Here is a 22,395-nt window from a genome sequence, read left to right as displayed (position 1 = left end):
GTTCAGTGGCCGGTGCCGAGGAAGATCGGGTTGGTCATCGCCACCATCGCGTTCGGCACCGTCGTGTTCGGCCCGCCGGACGGGCGGCGCACCTCGGCCCGCACCCACCGGCTGTACCGGGGGTAGGTGGTCCAGGTGACGGTGGCCGCGCCGGAGTCGCCGATGGTCTCGGTGTGCTCCGGGCCGAGCTGGTCGAGGAACGTGACCGTCGTGCCCGGCACGCCGGCGACAGCGGCCTTGACGGTCACCGGCGTCCCGGTGCCGGCGGCGAGCCGGTCGCCGATGCCCGCGACCGCACCGCCGCCGGAGACCGTGAAGTCGAGCTGGACCGACGCCGATTCGGCCAGCCACGACCGCCCCGCCTTCAGGCCGGCCAGCAGGTCCTGGCGGCGCAGGCGGTCGGCGAGCACGACGGTGTGCGGCAGGGCGACGCGCTGGTCCGGGTTGTGCGCGTCGGAGTCGCCGATCGCCGGGATGAAGCGGCCGCCGCGCAGCAGGCCGTCCCAGTGGATGACGCTCGCCTCGTCGTCCTGGGTCCACGGGCCGTTCCACACCTCGACCAGGTCGGCGAGTTCGTAGGCGAACTCGTAGGTGCAGCCGAAGCAGTTGGCGAACGGGTGCGCCGCGGTGACCAGGCCGCCGGCGCGGTGCACCTGGTCGGCGAAGCGCCGGAAGTCGCGCGGGTCGGCCGCGCGGTAGCGCCAGTCGATCCAGGTGCCGGCGGGCAGGCCGATCGCCGGCCAGTGCCCGGAGCGGGTCGTCACCTCTTCGCCGTTGAGGATGAGCAGGTCGTCGGTGGCGTGCGCGCCCCACTGCAGCTGCGAGCTGGAGGTGTTGTGGTCGGTGGAGACGATGAAGTCGAGCCCGGCGGCGCGCGCGTCGGCGACCAGCTGCTCCGGCGTGCGGCGGCCGTCGGAGTGGACAGTGTGCAGGTGGCTGTCGCCGCGGTACCAGGCGCGGCCCTTGTCCCGCGCCGGAGCGGTTTCCGGCGCGGGGGCCGGGACGAAGGGCGGACCGTCCGGGCCGAAGGTGAGCGTGATGTCGACGCGGTAGTTCAGGCCCTGCGGCGCCACGGTGTACGGGCCGAGGATGACGTGCCACCGGCCGGGCCGGATCGGGCCGGCGAGGTAACCGGGCGTCGCCTCCGACGCGCTGATCGAGAACCGGTCCCGGAAGCCGCCGGACCAGCCGCGGAAGCCGCGCGCGTTGCCCAGCTCGTGGCCTTCGGGGCCGAAGATGCCGATGTCGCAGGCGTTCCCGCGGGTGCCGGCGGGCACGGTGGGCCGGTCGTAGGAGTAGACGACGTCGATCTGCCGCACCCCGCGCGGGACGTCGACGGGCAGGTAGTACCAGTCCGGCACGTCCGGCTCGAGCGTGCCGGTGACGGTCCGGGTCTGGCTGCCGGCCCCACCCGGCTGATCGGCGAAGGCCACGCCGGGCAGCATCCCGGCGGCGGCCGCCACCCCGCCGGCCCGCAGCAGTGTCCGGCGGCTGAAATCCCCAGAATTCATGCGTACCTCCGGCCCCGACGCTAGGCGCGCCCCGCGAACGCGGACAAGCAAACCGGCGGTGAATTCTGGGTCAGCGCTTCCTCAGGACCTTGGCGAGCGCGACGACGGTGACGGCGGCGGCGAGCCCGAGCCGCGTGACGTCGACGGCGGGCACCCAGGTGACGGCACCGTCCCGGACGACGAAGGCACCGGCGGGCCGGGCGAAGACGCCGAACCCGGCGCCCTCGCGCAGGGGTTGCGCGTCGCCTTCGCCTCCCCCGCCGCCGCCGAAGACGGCCGCGGCGGGGATGACGACGACGCCGTCGCGTTCGACCGGTTCGCCGTAGACCAGCCGGGCGGAGAAGACTTCCCGCGCGGCCGACACCAGGTGCCCGAGCTTCATCCGGCCATCATCGGCGCCGGACCGGCGCCCGGACGCCTCATGGGTGGCGGACCACCGATTCCCACGTTCGGGTGTAAACCCGGGGTATCCGGGGCATCAGCAAGGGACACCTGTGCTTCAGGGGAGCACGCCGTACCGAGGGGAGACCGCGATGACCTTCGACTTCGTCAGCCGCTGGCTGGGCAGGCATCGCGACCGCCCCGGCGTCACCGTCGACCTGTCCTGCGGGGGCCGGGTGACGCTGCGCGAGATCGACGGGCGGCCCGTGCTGGCCGTCACCACCGCGCCCGGGCCCGACGGCCGGTGCGAGGTCGCCGCCGTGCCGTTGTCGGAAGCCGAACGGCGGGAGCTCGGGCAGGTCCTGGACTCCGACGTCCTGCTCGCCTCCTGATCGCCGGCACGTCACCCCCTGTTTCCCGGCCGTAGGGGTTTTGTGGCAGACCTCGCGTGAATGCCGGTCCGGGCGATGTGGTGCGGGTCGCTTTTTGTGGGGTCCCCACAACTCAGCCGCCCCGGCATGCGCCATGGCGGACATTGGTCTACCCCGCGGTAATCCGCGAGGGTGTAGACAGGTGCGGGCGACGTTCCAGGACAGGTGCGTCGCCTTCTGCGCGTGCGTACTTGGGAGGCTCAGCCGGTGTTCAGTCGTGTCGCCATCGTCAACCGCGGAGAGGCCGCGATGCGGCTCATCCACGCCGTCCGGGACCTGTCGGCGGAAACCGGGACGCGGATCGAGACGGTCGCCCTCTACACCGACGCCGACCGCACCGCCACGTTCGTCCGCGAAGCCGATCTGGCCTACGACCTCGGGCCGGCTTCGGCCCGCCCCTACCTCGACCTGGCCAAGCTCGAAACGGCGCTGGTCGAGACGAAGGCCGACGCGGCCTGGGTCGGCTGGGGCTTCGTCGCCGAGGATCCGGCGTTCGCCGAACTGTGCGAGAAGGTCGGTGTCACCTTCGTCGGGCCGAGCGCCGACGCGATGCGCAAGCTCGGCGACAAGATCGGCGCGAAGCTGATCGCCGAAGAGGTCGGCGTGCCGGTCGCGCCGTGGAGCCGCGGCGAGGTCGCCACTCTCGACGACGCGCTGAAGGCGGGCACGCAGATCGGCTACCCGCTGATGCTCAAGGCGACCGCGGGCGGTGGCGGGCGCGGCATCCGCAAGGTGTCCTCGGCCGAGGAACTCGCCGACGCCTACGAGCGCACCAGCTCCGAGGCGCTGCGCGCGTTCGGCTCCGGCGTCGTGTTCCTGGAGCGCCTGGTCACCGGCGCCCGGCACGTCGAGGTCCAGGTCATCTCCGACGGCGCGACGGCGTGGGCGCTCGGCGTCCGCGACTGCTCGGTGCAGCGGCGCAACCAGAAGATCATCGAAGAGTCGGCGTCGCCGGTCCTCGCGCCGGCCCAGACGGCCGAGCTGAAGGCGTCGGCCGAGCGGCTGGCCGTGGCCGTCGGCTACCGCGGCGCGTGCACCGTCGAATTCCTGTACCACCCGGGCGAGAAGCTGTTCGCCTTCCTCGAGGTCAACACGCGGCTGCAGGTCGAGCACCCGATCACCGAGATCACCACCGGCACCGACCTGGTCAAGCTGCAGCTGCACGTGGCGAACGGCGGCAAGCTGGCCGGCGACCAGCCCGCCGAAAGCGGCCACGCCATCGAGGCGCGCCTGAACGCCGAGGACCCCGACCGCGACTTCGCCCCCTCCCCCGGCCGGATCACGCGGCTGGCCCTGCCCGCCGGCCCCGGCATCCGCGTCGACACCGGCGTCAGCGAGGGCGACACGATCCCGGCCGACTTCGACTCGATGATCGCCAAGATCATCGCCTACGGCCGCGACCGCGACGAGGCGCTCGGCCGGCTGCGCCGCGCGATGGCCGAGACGACCGTCATCATCGAAGGCGGCGCGACCAACAAGAGCTTCGTGCTCGACCTTCTCGACCAGCCCGAGGTGATCGACGCCAGCGCCGACACCGGCTGGATCGACCGCGTCCGCGCCGAAGGCCGCCTGGTCACCCACCGGCACTCCGCGATCGCGCTCGCCGCGGCCGCCATCGAGGCCTACCAGGACGAAGAAGAGGTTTCCGTCCAGCGGCTGCTGTCCACCGCGCACGGCGGGCGTCCGCAGGTGCAGCACGAGAGCGGCCGCCCGCTCGACCTCAAACTCCGGGGCGTCGGCTACCGCGTCTCCGTCGCACGAGCCGGCCGGACGCGCTTTCGCGTCGGGATCTCGGCCGGCGCGTCCGACGTCCACCACGCCGACATCGAGATCGACCGCTTCGATGCCCACAGCGGCCAGATCTCGGTCAACGGACGGCGGTTCCGGCTCGTCGCGGCCACGCACGGCCCGATCCACCTCGTCGAGGTCGACGGCGTCACCCACCGCATCAGCCGCGACGAGGGCGGCGTCGTCCGCTCCCCCGCGCCCGCGCTGGTCGTCGCGACGCCGCTGTCGGTCGGCGACGAGGTCGAGGCGAACGCGCCGATCCTCGTGCTGGAGAGCATGAAGATGGAGACGGTGCTGCGCGCGCCGTTCCGCGCCCGGGTCCGGGAATGCCCGGTGTCGGTCGGCAGCCAGGTCGAGACCGGCGCGCCGCTGATGCGCCTGGAACCGCTCGCCGACGACGACGCCGAGGAAGCCGCCGACAGCGGCGAAACCGTCGAGATCGAGCTGCCGTCGGTGCCGGACGGCGTGTCCGCGGCCGACCGCGTCGAACGCGGGCGCCAGGACCTGCGCAGCCTGCTGCTCGGCTTCGACGTCGACCCGGCCGAGCGCAAGCGCGTGCTGGCCGCGTACCTGGAGGCCCGCGCCGAGCTCGGCGGCCGTCCGGTCGAAGGCGAGCTGGAACTGCTCACCGTCTTCGCCGACCTGTCCGAGCTCAGCCGCAACACCCCGGGCGGCGAGGACACCGTGCCGAACGGCGCGGTGCACAGCCCGCGTGAGTTCTTCCACAGCTACCTGCAGAGCCTCGACGTCGAACGCGCCGGTGTCACCGAAGGGTTCCAGGCGAAGCTCAAGCGGGTCCTCGCGCACTACGGCGTCACCGACCTGGAGCGCACGCCGGAGCTGGAGGCCGCGGTCTTCCGGATCTTCCTGGCCCAGCAGCGGATGACGGCCGACGTCGCCGTCGTCTCCGAGCTGCTGCGGCAGTGGCTGACCGGGGCCCCGCCGCCCGAGGCGCTCAGCGAACGCGCCGGGCTCACCCTGGAGCACCTGGTCGAGGCCACGCAGGTGCGCTTCCCGGTGGTGTCCGACCTGGCCCGCGGCGTGGTCTTCCGCTGGTTCGCCCAGCCGCTGCTGCGCCGCAGCCGCGCCCGCGTCTACGCCGCCGTCCGCACCGAGCTGACCTACCTCGACCAGCACCCGGACGCGCCGGACCGCGCCGAGCGGATCCAGGCCATGATCACCGGCTCGCAGCCGCTGGTCCGGCTGATCGGGCAGCGGATCGGGCGGCCGGGCCGCGACCACGCGCCGCTGCTGGAGGTGCTGACCCGCCGGTACTACGGCAACCGGCGGCTTTCCGCGGTCGCCGTCCGCGACGCGGGCGGCCACCGGTGGCTGACCGCCGAGCTGAACGCCCCCGAAGGCGTGCTGCCGCTCGTCACCACCGCCGTCGACATCGCCGAGCTGCCCGGCGCCCTCCGCGCGCTCGGCGAAGTGGCCACCGGCGGCGTCATCGCCGACCTGTACCTGCGCTGGGAGGACCAGCCGGACGTCGACGCGACCGCCGAGCGGCTCGGCGCGCTGCTGGCGGAAAACCCGCTGCCCGCCGGGGTCCGCCGGGTCGTGGTGACCGTGGCCGGCACCGGCGGTGCGGTGATGCACCACCACTTCACCTTCGAGCGCGAAGGTGACAGCTTCACCGAGGACCGGCTGATCCGCGGCCTGCACCCGCAGATCGCCCAGCGCCTGCAGCTGCAGCGGCTGCGCGAGTTCGACCTCACCCGCCTCCCGTCGGCGGACGAGGAGATCTACCTGTTCAAGGCCGCGGCGAAGACCAACCCGGCCGACGAGCGGCTGATCGCGATGGGCCAGGTCCGCGACCTGACGCCGCTGCGCGAGGCCGACGGCCGCCTGGTCGCGCTGCCCGCGCTCGAGGACGCCGTCACCGCCTGCCTCGACGCGATCCGCAACATCCAGGCGCAGCGGCCGCCGAACAAGCGGTTCGACACGAACCGGATCATGATGTACATCTGGCCGCCGACCGACCTGACCACCGAGGAGCTGAACACGCTGGTCCAGCGCATCCTGCCGACGTCGGTGGGGGCGGGGCTGGAGGAGGTCCAGTTCCTGGCGCGGCGGCGCACGGACGCGGGCAAGCTGACCGAGCTCGCCGTCCGGATCGCCCTCGACCCCGGGCACGGCGCGCGGCTGCACGTCGAGGCGCCGTCGACCGAGCCGGTCAAGCCCCTCGACGACTACCGGCTGAAGGTGCTGCGCGCGGCGCGGCGCGGGACGGTCTACCCGTACGAGCTGACCGGCCTGCTGTCCGGCCCGGAGGGCACCTTCACCGAGCACGACCTGGACGCCTCGGGCGTCCTGGTGCCGGTGGACCGGCCGAAGGGCAGGAACAGCGCGGCGATCGTGGCGGGCGTCGTCACGACCCCGACCGGGCGGCACCCCGAAGGCGTCACCCGCGTCGTGCTGCTGGGTGACCCGACGAAGTCGCTCGGCGCGCTGTCGGAGCCGGAGTGCTCGCGCGTGATCGCGGCGCTCGACCTGGCCGAGCGGATGCAGGTGCCGCTGGAGTGGTTCGCGCTGTCCTCGGGCGCGCGGATCTCCATGTCCTCGGGCACCGAGAACATGGACTGGGTCGCCGCGGCGCTCAAGCGGATCGTCACGTTCACCCAGGACGGCGGCGAAATCAACATCGTCGTCAACGGGATCAACGTCGGCGCCCAGCCGTACTGGAACGCCGAAGCCACGATGCTCATGCACACCAAGGGCATCCTGGTGATGACGCCGGACTCGGCGATGGTGCTGACCGGCAAGCAGGCGCTCGACTTCTCCGGTGGCGTGTCGGCCGAGGACAACTTCGGCATCGGCGGCTACGACCGCGTGATGGGCCCGAACGGCCAGGCGCAGTACTGGGCGCCGAACCTGCCGGCCGCGCGGGAAGTGCTGATGGCGCACTACGACCACACGTACGTGGTGCCGGGCGAGACCGGGCCGCGGAAGGTGGGCACGAGCGACCCGGCCGACCGGGACGTCTCGGCGTTCCCGCACGCGATCGTCGGCAGCGACTTCACGACGGTCGGCGAGATCTTCTCGGCCGAGCACAACCCGGACCGCAAGAAGCCGTTCGACATCCGCACGGTGATGCGCGCGCTGTCGGACCAGGACCACCCGGTGCTGGAGCGCTGGGCGGGCATGGCGGACGCGGACACCGCGGCGGTGCAGGACGTGCACATCGGCGGCCGCCCGGTCTGCCTGGTCGGCATCGAGTCGCGGTCGGTGCCCCGCCGCGGCTTCCCGCCCACCGACGGGCCGGACACCTACACCGCGGGCACGCTGTTCCCGCGGTCGTCGAAGAAGACCGCGCGGGCGATCAACGCGGCGTCGGGCAACCGGCCGCTGGTGGTGCTGGCGAACCTGTCCGGCTTCGACGGCTCGCCGGAGTCGCTGCGCAAGCTGCAGCTGGAGTACGGCGCGGAGATCGGCCGGGCGATCGTCAACTTCGAGGGCCCGATCGTGTTCACCGTGATCTCCCGCTACCACGGCGGCGCGTTCGTGGTGTTCTCCAAGGCGCTCAACCCGAGCATGACGGTGCTGGCCCTGGAGGGCTCGTTCGCCTCGGTGCTGGGCGGCGCCCCGGCCGCGGCGGTGGTGTTCGCGGGCGAGGTCAACAACCGCACGGCGAACGACCCGCGCGTGACGGAGCTGCAGGCCGAGGTCGTGGCGGCGAGCGGCGCTTCCCGCGCGACCCTGGGCGCCAAGCTGGCGGAGGTCCAGTCGGCGGTCCGGGCGGAGAAGGTCAGCGAGGTGGCGGCCGAGTTCGACCGCGTGCACAGCATCCAGCGCGCGGTCGAGGTCGGCTCGGTGGACGCGATCATCAGCGCGGCGGAACTGCGGCCGCGGATCATCGAGGCGATCGAGCACGGCCTGAAGAAGTAGCCTGCCGCAGCCGGTCGTGAGTGGTAAGGCGGGTTCTAACCCGCCTTACCACTCACGAGCCGGGCCGTCGGGCGCTTCGCGACTTTCGGGGGTATGGGCCCGTTGCGGCGGGCCGACACACTGTGCGTGCCGGTACGGTGACCACGGGTTCCGACCGGACCTCCATCCGTGCGGCGTGAGGAGATCCCCCGATGGCGTCAAGGTCCCTGTCCCGGCTCGCCCTCGTGGCGACCGGGGTCCTGCTCACCTCCCTGCTCGGCGGCACCGCCGGCGCGCAGACCGCCGACACGCCGGTGTTCTGGCGCGTCCCGGCCACCGCCGCCCAGGCGCACGCGCTGGCCGCGGCCGGCTTCGACGTCGAGGAAGGGGACGCCGGCACCGTCAACGTCGTCGGGGGCCAGGCCGTCGCCGGGAAACTGCGGGCGCTCGGCTTCCGGCCGTCCTTCTTCGACACCGTCTACAAGGAACTGCCCGCCGAGACGAACCGGCTCGCGGCGGACACGTTCTACGGCGGGTACCGGACCGTCACCGCGCACGAGAACCACCTGACGCAGGTCGCCGCCGCGCACCCCGACCTGGCCACGAAGTACACGATCGGGCAGTCCTGGAAGAAGGCGAAGGGCCAGGGCGGCCACGACATCCAGGCCATCTGCCTGACCAAGAAGCAGGCCGGCGACTGCACCCTGTCGACGACGTCGCCGAAGCCGAAGTTCTTCCTGATGGCCCAGATCCACGCGCGCGAGCTGTCGACCGGCGAGCTGGCCTGGCGCTTCATCGACTACCTGGCCGACGGCTACGCCACCGACGCCACCGCGAAGTCCATTTTGGACACCACCGAGGTGTGGGTGGTGCCGATCGCCAACCCCGACGGCGTCGACATCGTCGCCTCCGGCGGCAACTCGCCGAAGCTGCAGCGCAAGAACGCGAACAACTCCCGCGGCAGCTGCACCGGCACGAACATCGGCGTCGACCTCAACCGGAACTCGACGTTCAAGTGGGGCGGCGACTCCAACTCCGCGTGCTCCGAGACCTACCAGGGCGTGAGCGCGGGGTCCGAGCCCGAGGTGCAGGCGCTGGAGACGCTGGCCCGCGCGATCTTCCCGGACCAGCGCGGCACCGGCGACAACGACCCGGCGCCGTCGACGGCCAAGGGCACGATGATCACGCTGCACAGCTACGGCAACGACATCATCATCCCGTGGGGCTTCACGCAGGCGACCTCGCCGAACGACGCGCAGTACCGCCGGCTGGGCGCGAAGTACGCGGCGTCCAACGGCTACCTCGTCGGCACGAACGAGGAAACCGTCGGCTACGACACGACCGGCACCACCGACGACTTCACCTACGGCGTGCTCGGCGTGGCCAGCGTGACGTTCGAGGTCGGCGGTTCGAGCGGCACGTGCGGCGGGTTCCTGCCGCGCTACACCTGCGTCGACAGCACGTTCTGGCCGAAGAACAAGGGCGCGCTGATCACCGCCGCCAAGGCCGCGGCGGCGCCGTACCAGCAGTGAGTCACGGGCGGCAGGCGTAGATGCAGTTCTGCGGACGCGGGGAACCGAGCACGTCGACGTGCCGGAACCCCGCGTCCGCCAGCATTTCCGCCGCCTTCTCCCGGCCCCACACCGCACCGAGCGCGGCCCCGCCTTCGGCCAGCGACGTCGTCGTGCAGTACATCAGGCTGATCGAATAGGTGAGGGCGGCCAGCGGATGGCCGACGTTCTGCTCCAGGTGCGTGGAGAAGTCGGTGTCCACCATGAAGAACAGCCCGTCCGGGGCGAGCGCCCCGCGGATCCGGCGCAGCACGACGTCCGGGCGGTCCTGGTCGTGCACGGCGTCGAAGGCGGTGATGACGTCGTAGGGCGGATCGGCGGTCAGCTCGGCGGCGTCCCCGACGGCGAACTCGGCGTTCGGCAGCCGGTGTTCCCGCGCCTGCTCGACGACGCCCGCGTTGATGTCCAGCCCGGTGAAGTGCGAGGCGGGGAAGGCACGCGCGGCCACGGCGATGGCGTGGCCGGTGCCGCAGCCGAGGTCGAGCACGCGGGCCCCGGCCGTGAGCCGGTCCTTGAGGCCGGGGACCGCGCCGAAGAAGCCGTCCACCAGGTGCTCGCGGTAGACGTGCTTCCAGCTGTCGCCGGTCTTCGCGCCGAGGGTTTCGAGGTGGGGCCCGTAGGCTGAGCGGGGAACGCCGCCGCCTTCGGCGAAGGCGCGTTCGAGGTCCGGCAGGATGCCGGTGAACGCGGACAGGGTCAGCAGCGACGGCATCAGGTTCGACGCCGTCTCGCCGAGCAGGTACCGGGCGTGCTCGGGCGGGAAGGTGTAGCGCGGGCGGTCGTAGGTGAAAATGCCGCCGGTGACCATGGCGCCGAGCCACTCGCGGACGTACCGCTCCTGCAGCCCGGCTCGCCCGGCGAGTTCGCCGCTGGTCGCGGGCCCGCGGGCGGCGGCTTCGAAGAGCCCGGTGCGGTGCCCGAGCCCGATCAGCATGGTGAGGGCGCTCCCGGTCATGGTCGCGGTCAGGTGAGCGGCGAACTCCTCAGCCTCCATGGCCTGGAGCCTACCCGGCAGCCGACCAGTCCGATGTGGACGGTCCGGAGGTCGCGAATGACTCATTCGGGACGTCGGAGGTCCCGAATGAGTCATTCGCGGCAATGCAACTCCCCAGGCGGGCCTCAGGCGTCCTCGTCCTCCAGGCCCGCGTCGGCCAGGACCGCGTACACCCGGCGGCGCGCGTCGGCGAGGATTTTCTTCACCGCCGCCACCTGGGCCTCCGTTCCGCTGTAGCCCACCTGGGCCGCCGCGCCCGAGAGCTCGCCCAGTGCGTGCCACAGGGCCGCGAACCGGTCCGCGCCCGGGTCCTCCTCCGGCTCCTCCCACAGCGCCGCGAACTCCGCCTCGCGGCCGGCCACGTGCTCCCGGCCCGCGTCGGTCAGCGCGGCGACGCGGCGGCCCGCCGTCTCGGCCGTGTGGACCAGGCCTTCGTCCTCCAGCTGCTGCAGGATCGGGTACACCGAGCCCGGGCTGGGCCGCCACCGGTCGTGCGTGCGCCGCCGGATCTCCTGCATCAGCTGGTAACCGTGCATGGGCTCTTCCGCCAGCAGCGCCAGCACGGCCGGGCGCACCGGACGGGCCGCGGGCCGCCCGCCTCGGAACTCGCGCACCCGCTGGAACGCTCCCGGGCCGCCGAACCAGCCGCCGGGGCCGCCGAACGCGCCGGGGCCGCCCGGGAACCCGGGTGGCTGCGGCGGATGCGGTGGTGGCGGCGGGAATCCGCCGGGCGGGCCGCCGCGCGCCAGTTCCGGGCCGCCGTGCCAGTCCTCGTGGCCCGGTACGGCGTGCTCCGGGTGCCCGTGGTGGTGGTGCCCGAAGTGCCCGCCGAACCCGGCGAAGATCCGGTCCGCTCCCGCACTCATCTCCATGATGCCCTCCTAGTCGTATCGGCGACATTCACACGATATATCGCCGCTCGATCGGCGGCAACCACCCCGGAGGTCAGCCGGACTTCACCGCCAGGGTCAGCAGCTCCGCCGCCGGTCCGGTCAGGCGCCGTCCCGCCGGCCACACCGCCCGCAGCACCCGGCCCAGCTCCACGCCGTCCACCGGCACCGGGACCAGCCGCCGCCCCGCCACCTCGCGGACGACGTCGAGGTCGCTGATCACCGCCGGTCCGGCGCCCGCCGTCACCGCGTTGCGCACCGCCGACGCCGAACCCAGCTCCAGCAGCGGCCGCACCGGCCCCGCCCCGGCCCGGCGCAGGGCCGCCTCCACCGTCTCGCGCGTTCCGGAGCCCGGCTCCCGGACCACCAGCGGCGTCGCGGCCAGTTCCGCGGCGGTGAGCGGGCGGCGGCGCCGGGCCCAGGGGTGCCCGGCCGGGACCACGACCACGAGCCGGTCCGCCGCGACCCGGCGCGTCGCCAGGCCCGGCCACGGCCCCGGTGATTCGACGAAACCCAGGTCCACGCGCCCGCGGGCGACCAGGTCAGCCACCTGCTCGGAGTTCACCACCTCGAGCCCGACATAGGTGTCCGGCCCGGTCCGCTTGACCTCGCCGATCCACGCGGGGACGAAGTGCTCGGCGAGGGTCATGCTCGCCGCCACCCGCAGCTGCGCGCCGCGCTGGGTGCGCAGGGCCTCGGCGCCGGTGCGCAGTCCGTCCACTTCGGCCAGTACGCGGTGGGCCCAGCCGGCGATCACCCGGCCGTCCGGCGTCAGCGCCGAGCCGCGGCGCGTCCGGTCCACCAGGGACAGTCCCAGCTGACGCTCCAAAGTAGACAGACGCTTGCTCGCCGACGGCTGGGCGATGCCGAGCGCCCCGGCGGCCTGGCCGATGCTGCCGAGGTCGTCGACGAGCACCAGCAGGCGCAACGAGTCCAGATCGGGTCCGGTCATAGCTTCAGTCTATGACCTCACCACGCACCGGCGGCTACCGCGCCCGCCCGCGAGCGGCGACGCTGGAGGCATGGCACTGACGACGGCGAAAACCTCCGGCCTCGCGATCACCGGCCTCGGCGTCGCGGCGGCGTACGCGCTCAGCTCGGTGTGGCCGGTCGCCGGGGCCCTCACCGTCGCCGTCGTGCTGGGCGTCGTCCTCGGCAGCACGCCGCTGCTGACCGGCGAGCAGCGCCAGGCCGTCGCCCGGCTCACGAAACGCCTGCTGCGCGCGGGCGTCGTCCTGCTCGGGCTCCAGCTCGCCGTGCCCACGGTGCTCGCGCTCGGCCCCGGCACCCTCGCCGCCGTGGTGCTGACCGTCGCGGTCACCTTCCTCGGCACGCTCGGCCTCGCCCGCGTCGTCCGGGTGCCGCGCAGCCTCGCCCTGCTGGTCGCCACCGGGTTCTCGATCTGCGGCGCCTCCGCGATCGCCGCCGTGGAGGGGGTCGTCGAGCGCGACGACGAAGACGTCGCGACCGCCGTCGCGCTCGTCACCTGCTACGGCAGCCTGACCTTGGCCGCCCTCCCCCTCCTCGCCCGCGCGCTCGGCCTGGACGCGACCCGGACCGGCAGCTGGGCGGGGATCTCCGTGCACGAGGTCGCCCAGGTCGTCGCGGCGGCCGGGCCGGCGGGCGCGGCCGCGGTCGGGATCGCCGTCGTGGTGAAGCTCAGCCGGGTCGTCCTGCTCGCCCCGGTGGTCGCGCTCGTCGGCGCCACCGAACGCACGCGCCGCGGTGGGCACGCGCCGCTCGTGCCGCTGTTCGTCCTCGGCTTCCTCGCGATGGTCGCCGTCCGCAGCACCGGGCTGGTCCCGGCGTTCGCGCTGGGCATCGCGAAGACCGTGTCGACGCTCCTGCTCGCGGGGGCACTGTTCGGCCTCGGCTGCGCCGTCCGGCTCGGCGCCTTGCTGCGCGGCGGCGGGCGGGCGCTGCTCCTGGGGTTCCTGTCCACGCTGCTGGTGCTGGCGACCGGGTTCGGGACGCTGGCCGCGTTCACCTGAAATTCGTCTCCCGGACAGGTATAGTTCGTTATACGCGAGGTTGTACACCTCTTGTACGGGCCGCGTCGACGCTGTCGCCGACGTGAAAGAAACCCGTAGGGAGCTTGTACCGTGAAGATCACCCGAATCGCCCGCGGCCTGCTCGCCGGGCTGCTGGGGTGCGCCGCCGTCGCCGTCCCGGCCGCCATCGGCAGCGCGGCCGCCCAGGCCGACGTGGCCAGCACGCTGGTGTTCAACAAAAACACCGAGGGCCACGACTGCTACCGCATCCCGACCATCGTCAAGGCGAACAACGGCGACCTGCTCGCCTTCGCCGAAGGCCGCAACGGCGGCGCCAGCACCTGCGCCGACCTCGGCGAAATCGACCTCGTCGCGAAGCGCTCCACCGACGGCGGCAAGACGTGGAGCGCGCTGCAGACCGTCATCAAGGCCAACGGCGACACCAAGGGCAACCCGGCGCCGATCGTCATCCCGGGCAGCAGCCGGATCGTGCTGCTGTCCACGATGCAGTGCTACACCAACCCCGCCTGCGGCCGGATCCCGCGCGTGTCGATCAGCGAGGACAACGGGAAGACCTGGGGCGCTCCCCGGGTCCTGACCACGGAGCTCGGCTTCGCGAGCGCGCCCGGCTGGCTCGCCACCGGGCCGTCGCACGGCATCGTGCTCACGCGCGGCGCGCACGCCGGCCGGATCGTCGCCGGCATGAGCTACACGATCAGCGGCAAGAACACCGGTTCCCTGGTCTACAGCGACGACCAGGGCGCGACCTGGCACCGCGGTGCCACCGACACGTCCACTTCGGACCTGATGAACCCGCAGGAGATCAGCGTCACCGAGCTGCAGGACGGCCGGGTCTACGCCGCCGCGCGCAACGACGCCAACAACGACAACAAGTGCCTGTCCGACGGCACGCACAACCGCGCCTTCGCGATCAGCTCCGACGGCGGTGCGACCTTCAGCTCGAAGTTCGCCTTCGCCACCGACCTCGTCACCCCGACCGTCGAGGGCTCCACGGCGCGGATGAGCGCGACCGACACGGGCGGCAAGTACAACCGGATCGTCTTCGCCGCACCGTCCACTTGCGACCGCCGCAAGGAACTGCGCATCCACTCGTCGTTCGACGAGGGCGCCAACTGGACGGGCACCGCGGGCAGCCTGCTCGTGTGGGGTCAGGACGCGGCGTACTCGGACATGGTGCAGCTGTCCCAGTCGTCGGTCGGCGTGCTGTTCGAAGCGGGCCCGGAATTCCACGCGAACGACACGATCCGGTTCGCGCCGGTCACCGCCGACGCGCTCGGCGCGCCCGCCTGCGGTGGCGGCTACAGCGTCATCGACTCGGCGCCGCTGGGCACCGGCGGCGCGGCCGGCACGGTCTACCTGTCGTACAACGCGGCCAATGGTCAGAACTGCGTCAGCACGATGAAGAACGCCGCCGCCGGGACGGCCAGCGCGACTTCGGCCTACCTGGAGGTCAAGGGCTCGACGCGGCAGACCGACTCGGGGGCGTTCTCCTACTTCGCCGGCCCGGTCAAGGCCGCGGCGGCGGACAAGTGCGTGAAGTGGGGCGGCTCGGCCGGCGGCCAGGCCTACGACAGCGAGTTCGAACACTGCGGCTGAACCCGCGGGGTGGGACCCGCCCCTGGCCGGGTCCCACCCCCTCCCCCGTGCCACCCGGCCCCCTCGCCCGGGTGGCACGGGTGGGTCAGAACCCGGTGCAGCCGGCGACGGCACCGGGCCCGGCCGCGGTCGCGGTCTTGGCCTCCTTGCCGTCGACGACGACCTTGCAGGTGACCGAACCGCCGTCCGGCCCGGCGGTCGCGGTGAACTGGGCGCCCGCGAGGAACCCGGTGGCCTCGACGGTCCTGGTCCACGGCACCGCGGCGCCGGCCTCGGTGTTGATCAGGATCGTGTTCCGGTCGAAGGTGCTGTAGTCGATGTCGGCGGTCTTCGCGTTGCCGCTGACTTCGTAGACGATGGTGTGGTGCTGGGTGGCCTGCTCGTTCACGTCGTTGATCACCTTGCCGATCACCACCAGCCACAGGACGCTCACGACCAGGGCGAGCAGCGACAGGACGACGCCGGCGATCGCGAGGCCCTTGTTGGTGGCCTTCCCGGACCGCACTCTGGCGATGCCGACGGCCGACAGGATCAGGCCGAGCACGGCCAGCGGCCAGGCCGCGACGCCGGCGAGCGGGATCGGCGCGATCACCAGCCCGACCAGGCCGAGGACGAACCCGGCCGTGCCCAGGCCGTTGCGCGGCGGCGCGGCCGGCGGGGCCGCCTGCTGCTGGATCGGGGTGTAGTCGGTCATCGGGATTTCCTTTCGCCGCTGCTGGACGGCGAGAAGGAAACCAGCGGCGGGCCCGCACCCGCGTCGTCCGCAAGCCTCGAAGGGGTGCGACTTTCGTCTGAACCGGCGGCCGGGCGGACGAGCGGAACGGCTGATGGTCCGGCGGGTGCCGCCTCGTAGGCTTCCCCCATGGGACGGTCCGTGCTTCGCGTGCTGTACACCGTGCTGGCCGTCGCGTCGGGCGTGCTGAGCAGCACGGTGAACGTCGCCTTGGACAGCTCCGTGCCGGGCAGCGACGCCACGAACACCACGGTGCTGGGGATGCTCGGCTGGCTCGCCGGCATCGGTGCCGCCGTGCTGCTGGTCTGGCGGCACCGCTGGCCGCTGCTGGTCACCGGCATCGCGCTGGTCCCGCCGCTGCTGCTCACCGCCGACTCGATGGCCGCGCTGATCGCCCTCGCCGCCTTCACCGCGCGGTACGTCGGCTGGCGGCGGTGGAGTGCGGCGACGCTGGTGTTCGCGGCGACCGGGCTCGCGGTCTGGCGCGACGCGGGACGGCACCCGGAGCTGACGATCGCCGGCGCCTGGCTGTCGACCGAGACCACCGCGGCCAAGGTCCTCGGGGTGGTGCTGACCGCGCTGCTGTTCACCGCGGTCCCGCTCACCGTGGGGATCGTCCGGCGCAGCATCGCCGAGACGCGCCGCCGGACCGCGGAGCAGGCGGCGCTGCGCGACCAGGTGGCCCGCCGCGAGGAGCAGGCACGGATCGCGCGCGAGATGCACGACGTCCTCGGGCACCGGCTGTCGCTGCTGTCGCTGCAGGCGGGCGCGCTGGAGGTCACCGCGGCCACCACCCCGGACGCGGCGGAGGCGGCGAAGACGGTCCGGACGACGGCCCGCCAGTCGCTCGACGACCTGCGCCAGGTGATCGGGGTGCTGCGCAGCACCGGCTTCGCCGACCGCGCCCCGGGCGGCCCGGCCGAGCCGCCCCAGCCGACGCTGGCGGACATCCCGGACCTGGTCACCGGCGCCCGGCAGGCCGGCCTGCCGGTCAACGTGACGATCCTGCTCGACCAGGCGTCGGCGGCCCCGGCCCCGCTCGGCACGGCGGCCTACCGGATCCTCCAGGAGGCACTGACGAACGTGCTGCGGCACGCACCGGGGGCACCGGCGGAGGTGCTGGTCCGCGGCGCCCCGGGGGCGGGGCTGTCGCTGGAGGTGGTGAACCCGCGGCCGCCGCACCCGGTGCCGTCACCGGGCTCGGGCACCGGCCTCACCGGCGTCAACGAGCGGATTTCCCTGCTCGGCGGCACCCTGACGGCGGGCCCGGTGGACGAGCGCACGTTCGCGCTGCGGGCCTGGCTGCCGTGGGTGACACCGGCGCCCTAGCATGGGCGGGTGAGCGTGCGCGTACTGCTCGTCGACGACGACCCGCTGGTCCGCACCGGACTGTCCATGATCCTGGGCAGCACCCCGGACCTGCAGGTGGTGGCCGAGGCAGGCGACGGCGACGAAGCGGTCCAGCAGGTGGCCCGGCACGCCCCGGACGTGGTGATCATGGACATCCGCATGCGCCGCATGAACGGCCTGGTGGCCACGGCGGCGGTCCTGGCCCAGCCGAGGCCCCCGAAGGTGCTGATCCTGACGACGTTCGACCTGGACGAGTACGTGTTCGAGGCACTGGCGGCGGGAGCGAGCGGATTCCTGCTGAAGGAGGGCTCGCCGCAGGAGATCATCGAGGGCGTCCGCGTGGTGGCGAACGGCGACGCGATGTTGTCACCCCGGATGACGAAGCAGCTGATCGGCGAGTTCGTGGCGGCGAGGGCGAACCCGCGGCGGGCGCGGGCCCAGGTGAAGCTGGAGCTGCTGAGCGAGCGGGAGCGGGAGATCGTCACCGCTGTTGCTCAGGGGAAGCCGAATGCTTCGATCGCCGAGGAGTTGTTTTTGAGCGAGGCGACGGTGAAGACGCATATCACGCGGGCTTTCGCGAAGCTGGATGTGTCCAATCGGGTGCAGTTGACGATCTTCGCTTATGAAGCGGCTCTTGTGACGCCGTAGCTACTTCGAACCCGCCGGTGCCGTCGCCACTGCCGACTCGCCGAACCTGATTCCCTTCGCCTCCTTCCCGATCGCCGTCAGCACCGCCACCGCGACCAGCCCCGGCACCACCGTCCACACCAGAGCCGACGTGTACCCGTGGGACTCCGCGATCGCCTGCTGGATCGGCAGGTTCAACGCCGCCAGCAGATTGCCCAGCTGGTACGTCACCCCGGGGTAGAACCCCCTGATCGCGTCCGGGGACATCTCCGTCAAGTGCGCCGGGATCACGCCCCACGCCCCCTGGACCATGATCTGCATCAGGAACGACCCCAGCGCCAGCATTCCCGCGCCGTGGTCGAACGCGAAGATCGGGATCACCGGCAGACCCAGTACCGCTGCCGTCACGATCGTCCGGCGGCGGCCCAGCCGCTCCGACAGCGTTCCGAACGTCAGCCCTCCGATGATCGCTCCGATGTTGTACAGCACCGCGATCCACGTGCTCGTCGAAGCGCTCAAGCCCGCGCCGCCGTTCTCGTGGGCCTTCAGGAAGCTCGGGTACACGTCCTGCGTTCCGTGGCTCATCCAGTTGAACGCCGTCATCAGCAGGATCAGGTACCCGAAGCGGCGGATCACCTTCGGGTTCAGCAAAATGTCCTTGACCGACGTGCGCGTCACCCGCAGCTTCTCGCGCGCCGCCTCCCAGACCTCCGACTCGCGGACCCTCGCCCTGATCAGCAGGGTGATCAGCGCCGGGAAGATGCTCAGCACGAAGATCCAGCGCCACTGCAGGCCGAGTGCCGAGTGGAACAGCAGGTACGCCAGCGCCGCCAGCAGGTAGCCGATCGAATACCCCACCTGCAGCAGGCCCGAGAAGAAGCCGCGGCGGGACACCGGGATCTTCTCCATCGCCAGCGCCGCGCCGAGGCCCCACTCGCCGCCCATGCCGATCCCGTAGACGAACCGCAGCAGGAGCAACACCGTGTAGTTCGGGGCGAACGCGCACAGCAGGCCGGCCGCCGAGTACAGCAGGACGTCGGCCATCAGCGGGATGCGGCGGCCCACCCGGTCGGCCCACAGGCCGAACAGGAGCGCGCCGACCGGGCGCATCACCAGGGTCGCCGTCGTGATGAACGCCAGCTGCGTCGCCGTTGCGCCGAACGACTTGTCCTTCGCGATGTCCGCCAGGACGAACACCACGAGGAAGTAGTCGAACGAGTCCATGCTCCAGCCGAGCAGCGCCGCGAGGAACGCGTTGCGCTGGTCCGATGTAAGCGCTTTCTTCGGCTGCCGTTCCGTCACGTTCGCCCCGTTCCGTCGGTTTCCCACCGGAAGACCTCAGGCACGGTTTAGCACCCACCACCCCGGGCGGGCAAGACCGTCAGAGCGAGACGCGGGTGCGGACCCGGCGCCCGACGTCACGGGCCCAGGCCTTGATCCGGTCCCAGTCGCGGAAGTCGCCCGCCCGCCGGCCGGACGACGCCAGCAGCCGCGGGATCAGGCCGCGCACGGTCGCCGGGTCGAGCTTGCCGCCGAAGGTGGCGGTGCGCTCCGCGTCGATGCGCGCCGCCAGCAGCGCCACGTTCGGCGGCAGGCTGACCTGGTGCGTGGCCGCGCCGGGACCGCACGGCCCGCTGTGGAACAGCCACACCGGACGCTCGGCGAGCGCCCGGGCGTTGCGCTCCAGCAGCCGGACGGCCTCCGGCCGCCACCGGTGGTAGTACAGGGCGCTGCCGATGACGACCGCCGCGTAGTCCTCGACTCCGGCCACGTCGGCGGCGTCGCGCACCTCGACGGACAGGCCCGCCGCGCCGAGTTCCGCGGCGATCACCTCGGCGATCTGCCGGGTTCCGCCGTGGCGCCCGGCGTAGGCGACGAGGACTGCGGTCATGCGCCCATTGTCGGCCTTCGGGCGCCGGTCTGCCCCGTGGGTTGCGCACGATCCGCCGAACGGGCGCTCCCACGCTACTCTCCGTCCCTCACCCCGGCGGCAGGAACGCCGGGCGCTCCGCCGGGTCGGGCTCGTCGTAGTAGCGGTGGAACACCGCCGTCTGGCCGCCCGACACCGGCGGCACGATCCAGCTCCAGTCGGCCGGGCACCGGCGGCCGGCCCGCTCCTCCCGCTCCAGGTGGGACAGGAACCGGTGCGACTCGGTGTGGTGGTCGGCCAGCGTGACGCCGGCCGCGTCGAACGAGTGCTGCACCGCCAGCGTCAGCTCCACCAGCGCCCGGTCGCGCCACAGCGTGCGCTCGGACGCCGTTTCCAGGCCCATCAGCTCGGCGACGACCGGCAGCAGGTCGTAGCGCTGCTCGTCGGCCAGGTTCCGGGCGCCGATTTCGGTGCCGAGGTACCAGCCGTTGAACGGCGCGGCGGGGTAGGTGACGCCGCCGATCTCCAGCGGCATGTTGCTGATCGCCGGCACGGCGTGCCAGCGCAGCCCGAGCCCCGCGAACCAGCGGTGGTCGGGGTGGGTCAGCGGGACCTCCAGGACGGCGTCCGGCGGCAGGGTGAACAGCCGCGGCTCGCCCGGCTCGGCCTCGACCAGCAGGGGCAGGACGTCGAAGGACCCTCTTCGCTCCGGTGGGCGCCAGCCGAGTCTTCGCACCTGCTCGGTGAACGCGGCGTACCGCGGGTCGCCGAGGACCGAACCGTCGTCGAGGCGGTACCCGGCGTAGCGGATCAGCTGCTCGTTGTGGATGCGCGGCCCGGGCGTGTCCGGGGTGTCCGGGGCGAAGACGGTGACCGTCGGGCGGATCCGGCCGCCCCGGGTGGCCTGACGCAGGTGCGCCACGCACTCGCCGGCGATCGCGGCCGGGCCGGTGACCCGGCGCCGGTCCCGGATCCGGAGGCTGCGCCAGTACAGCCGGCCGATGCAGCGAGCCGAGTTGCGCCACGCGACGCGCGCGCCGTACGCCAGTTCGGCCGCGGTGTGCCGGTAGGTGCCGGTTTCCATGATTTCCGCGCGAACCTCGGCCAGCCGGGTCTCGAACCGGTCGCCTTCGTCCGCGGCGCCTTCGGCGAACATCCGGTCCAGGAATTCTTCGGCCGCCGCGGAATCGACGCTCTGCTCCCCCGAGACGCGCTGAGGGTAAAGCGGCAGCGGATGCGTCACCCGCTCGGGTGTAACCGTCACGGCGTTACCCCACTCTCCGAAATCGCGATCTGCATCCCGACGAAAAGATCCACCGTTCCTCCGAAGGTCGCCGTCGACACTGACGGCCGGAAGTTCCCGCTGCGCTGGGCACTCCGGTCAGGCGGGGGAGGATACCCCACGTTTCGCGGCGCGCACTCCGCCGGTCGTGACCGGCGTCCCGGCGATCCCGGAATTCCCCTCCGGCCAGCAAAAGGACGAGAAAAATAACTGCTACCAAGCGTTATCCGGACATGGCTCTGCGCATTATCCGCCAATCGATCACAACGGCCCGCAAAACCCGCGTGATCCTTTCCCGCGCGGCCGCCTGCGTCTTTTCGTGGGCATTCGACGAACGGCCTTCACCGGGGGCGGCCGCCCGTGTACGCGCGCCCGCGTTAGAGTCGCGGTGATCGGCAGAGGAGGGACGATTCGTGAGCGCCAGGCGCATCCCCGTGGTCCTCGTCGCCGGGTTCCTCGGCGCGGGCAAGACGACGCTGCTCAACCACCTGCTCGCCAACCGCGAGGGGGCCCGGGTCGGCGTCGTGGTCAACGACTTCGGCCAGGTGAACGTCGACGCGCTCGCCGTCGCGGGCCAGGTCGACACGATGGTCTCGCTCGGCAACGGCTGCCTGTGCTGTGCGGTCGACGCCCGCGGGCTGGACGCGATGCTCGCGAAGCTGTCCGGCGCCGAGGCCGGGATCGACGTCATCGTCGTCGAGGCCAGCGGCATCGCCGAGCCGCGTGACCTCATCCGGCTGATGATCGCCAGCGAAAACCCCGCCATCCGCTACGGCGGGCTGGCCGAGGTAGTCGACGCCGCCGAGTTCGAGGCCGCCCGCGAGCGCCACCCCGAACTGGCCGACCACCTGCGGCTGGCCGATCTCGTGGTGCTGAACAAGGCCGACCGGGTGACCGCCGAGGCGCTCGCGAAGCTCACCGCGACCGTCGAAGAGCTGGCGCCGGGCCGTCCGTTGCTGGTCACCGCGCACGGCCGCGTCGACCCGCGGCTGTTCTTCGACCCCGAACCCCGCGGCGAGCGGGTCGGCCAGCTGTCGTTCGACGACCTGCGCGAGGAGCACGACCACTCGCAGCACCTGCACGCCGAGTACCAGACGGTCACGTTCACCGCGGACACGCCGCTCGCGCCGCGCGCGTTCGTCGGCTTCCTCGAACGGCGGCCGGCCGGGCTCTACCGGATGAAGGGCCAGGCCGATTTCGGCCCCACCGGCCCGAAATCGCGCTTCCACCTGCACACCGTCGGCGGGTTCGTGCAGCTCGAGCGGTCGGCCTGGCCGCCGGGCGCGCCGCGGCGGACCGAGCTGGTGCTGATCGGCGCCGGACTGGACACCGACGCCGTCCTCGCCGACCTGGGTACGTGCCTCGCCGAAGACCCGGACACCGTCGACGAGCGCGGCCTGCTGCACGTCCTGCGCTACCTGCCCGACGAGGCCTGACCCCGCCGCCACGCCGAAGACCGGCAAATGCACCGGGGTGCCGGCCCGCCCGCGGA

General features: G+C 72.5%; 17 protein-coding genes. 8 read left to right on the top strand and 9 right to left on the bottom strand.

The window, feature by feature from the left end:
- Positions 1-2: 2 nt before the first annotated feature.
- Both OO60_RS25910 and OO60_RS25905 read right to left on the bottom strand, forming a co-directional pair.
- Positions 3-1,511: a CehA/McbA family metallohydrolase gene (locus OO60_RS25910; protein ID WP_033262239.1), complete on the bottom strand. Its 1,509-nt coding sequence runs from the start codon at positions 1,509-1,511 to the stop codon at positions 3-5.
- 70 nt (positions 1,512-1,581) lie between these two features.
- A complete protein-coding gene (locus OO60_RS25905; protein ID WP_033262238.1) occupies positions 1,582-1,893 on the bottom strand; it encodes a hypothetical protein in 312 nt (103 codons plus the stop codon).
- Positions 1,894-2,044: 151 nt separating this feature from the next.
- Between OO60_RS25905 and OO60_RS25900 the strand changes: the two genes are divergently transcribed.
- The 3 genes from OO60_RS25900 to OO60_RS25890 all read left to right on the top strand — a co-directional run bounded on the left by OO60_RS25900 (position 2,045) and on the right by OO60_RS25890 (position 9,510).
- On the top strand, positions 2,045-2,284 hold the full coding sequence (locus tag OO60_RS25900; RefSeq protein WP_033262237.1) for a hypothetical protein: 240 nt from the start codon (positions 2,045-2,047) through the stop codon (positions 2,282-2,284).
- Positions 2,285-2,530: 246 nt separating this feature from the next.
- Positions 2,531-7,999, top strand: a complete 5,469-nt coding sequence (locus OO60_RS25895; RefSeq protein WP_033262236.1) for an ATP-binding protein — start codon at positions 2,531-2,533, stop codon at positions 7,997-7,999.
- Positions 8,000-8,190: 191 nt separating this feature from the next.
- Positions 8,191-9,510 (top strand): M14 family zinc carboxypeptidase, encoded by a 1,320-nt coding sequence (locus tag OO60_RS25890; RefSeq protein WP_033262235.1) that lies wholly within the window; start codon positions 8,191-8,193, stop codon positions 9,508-9,510.
- Position 9,511: 1 nt separating this feature from the next.
- Here the strand turns inward: OO60_RS25890 and OO60_RS25885 are convergent, their stop codons facing one another.
- The 3 genes from OO60_RS25885 to OO60_RS25875 all read right to left on the bottom strand — a co-directional run bounded on the left by OO60_RS25885 (position 9,512) and on the right by OO60_RS25875 (position 12,385).
- Entirely contained in the window at positions 9,512-10,543 is a 1,032-nt protein-coding gene (locus tag OO60_RS25885) for a class I SAM-dependent methyltransferase (protein ID WP_033262234.1), read from the bottom strand.
- A 125-nt stretch (positions 10,544-10,668) separates the two neighbouring features.
- A complete protein-coding gene (locus OO60_RS25880) occupies positions 10,669-11,415 on the bottom strand; it encodes a PadR family transcriptional regulator (RefSeq protein WP_033262233.1) in 747 nt (248 codons plus the stop codon).
- A gap of 73 nt (positions 11,416-11,488) precedes the next feature.
- Positions 11,489-12,385 (bottom strand): LysR family transcriptional regulator, encoded by an 897-nt coding sequence (locus tag OO60_RS25875; RefSeq protein ID WP_033262232.1) that lies wholly within the window; start codon positions 12,383-12,385, stop codon positions 11,489-11,491.
- 70 nt (positions 12,386-12,455) lie between these two features.
- On the opposite strand from OO60_RS25875, the gene OO60_RS25870 reads away from it, so the two are divergent.
- Positions 12,456-13,424, top strand: a complete 969-nt coding sequence (locus OO60_RS25870; protein ID WP_004558385.1) for a YeiH family protein — start codon at positions 12,456-12,458, stop codon at positions 13,422-13,424.
- Between the two features lie 111 nt (positions 13,425-13,535).
- Positions 13,536-15,041 (top strand): sialidase family protein, encoded by a 1,506-nt coding sequence (locus OO60_RS25865; RefSeq protein WP_004558386.1) that lies wholly within the window; start codon positions 13,536-13,538, stop codon positions 15,039-15,041.
- Between the two features lie 85 nt (positions 15,042-15,126).
- Here OO60_RS25865 and OO60_RS25860 read toward each other — a convergent pair whose 3' ends face one another.
- A complete protein-coding gene (locus OO60_RS25860) occupies positions 15,127-15,735 on the bottom strand; it encodes an MmpS family transport accessory protein (RefSeq protein WP_004558387.1) in 609 nt (202 codons plus the stop codon).
- Between the two features lie 168 nt (positions 15,736-15,903).
- Here OO60_RS25860 and OO60_RS25855 point away from each other — a divergent pair, with 168 nt between their 5' ends.
- Together OO60_RS25855 and OO60_RS25850 are read left to right on the top strand one after the other, a co-directional pair.
- Positions 15,904-17,103, top strand: a complete 1,200-nt coding sequence (locus OO60_RS25855; RefSeq protein WP_081655976.1) for a sensor histidine kinase — start codon at positions 15,904-15,906, stop codon at positions 17,101-17,103.
- A gap of 9 nt (positions 17,104-17,112) precedes the next feature.
- The gene (locus OO60_RS25850; RefSeq protein ID WP_004558389.1) at positions 17,113-17,772 is read left to right on the top strand and encodes a response regulator transcription factor; all 660 of its coding nucleotides are present in this window, start codon (positions 17,113-17,115) and stop codon (positions 17,770-17,772) included.
- Here OO60_RS25850 and OO60_RS25845 read toward each other — a convergent pair whose 3' ends face one another.
- From OO60_RS25845 to OO60_RS25835, 3 genes are all read right to left on the bottom strand, one after another.
- The gene (locus OO60_RS25845) at positions 17,773-19,053 is read right to left on the bottom strand and encodes an MFS transporter (RefSeq protein WP_033262231.1); all 1,281 of its coding nucleotides are present in this window, start codon (positions 19,051-19,053) and stop codon (positions 17,773-17,775) included.
- A gap of 79 nt (positions 19,054-19,132) precedes the next feature.
- The gene (locus OO60_RS25840; protein ID WP_004558391.1) at positions 19,133-19,642 is read right to left on the bottom strand and encodes a flavodoxin domain-containing protein; all 510 of its coding nucleotides are present in this window, start codon (positions 19,640-19,642) and stop codon (positions 19,133-19,135) included.
- A gap of 88 nt (positions 19,643-19,730) precedes the next feature.
- On the bottom strand, positions 19,731-20,864 hold the full coding sequence (locus OO60_RS25835; RefSeq protein WP_004558392.1) for a nitric oxide synthase oxygenase: 1,134 nt from the start codon (positions 20,862-20,864) through the stop codon (positions 19,731-19,733).
- A gap of 452 nt (positions 20,865-21,316) precedes the next feature.
- On the opposite strand from OO60_RS25835, the gene OO60_RS25830 reads away from it, so the two are divergent.
- Positions 21,317-22,339 (top strand): CobW family GTP-binding protein, encoded by a 1,023-nt coding sequence (locus OO60_RS25830; RefSeq protein ID WP_004558393.1) that lies wholly within the window; start codon positions 21,317-21,319, stop codon positions 22,337-22,339.
- The last annotated feature ends 56 nt before the right edge of the window (positions 22,340-22,395 follow it).

The organism is Amycolatopsis vancoresmycina, assembly GCF_000716785.1.
In the GTDB taxonomy this organism is placed as follows: Bacteria; Actinomycetota; Actinomycetes; order Mycobacteriales; family Pseudonocardiaceae; genus Amycolatopsis; species Amycolatopsis vancoresmycina.
This window is presented reverse-complemented; position numbering and strand designations above follow the sequence as displayed.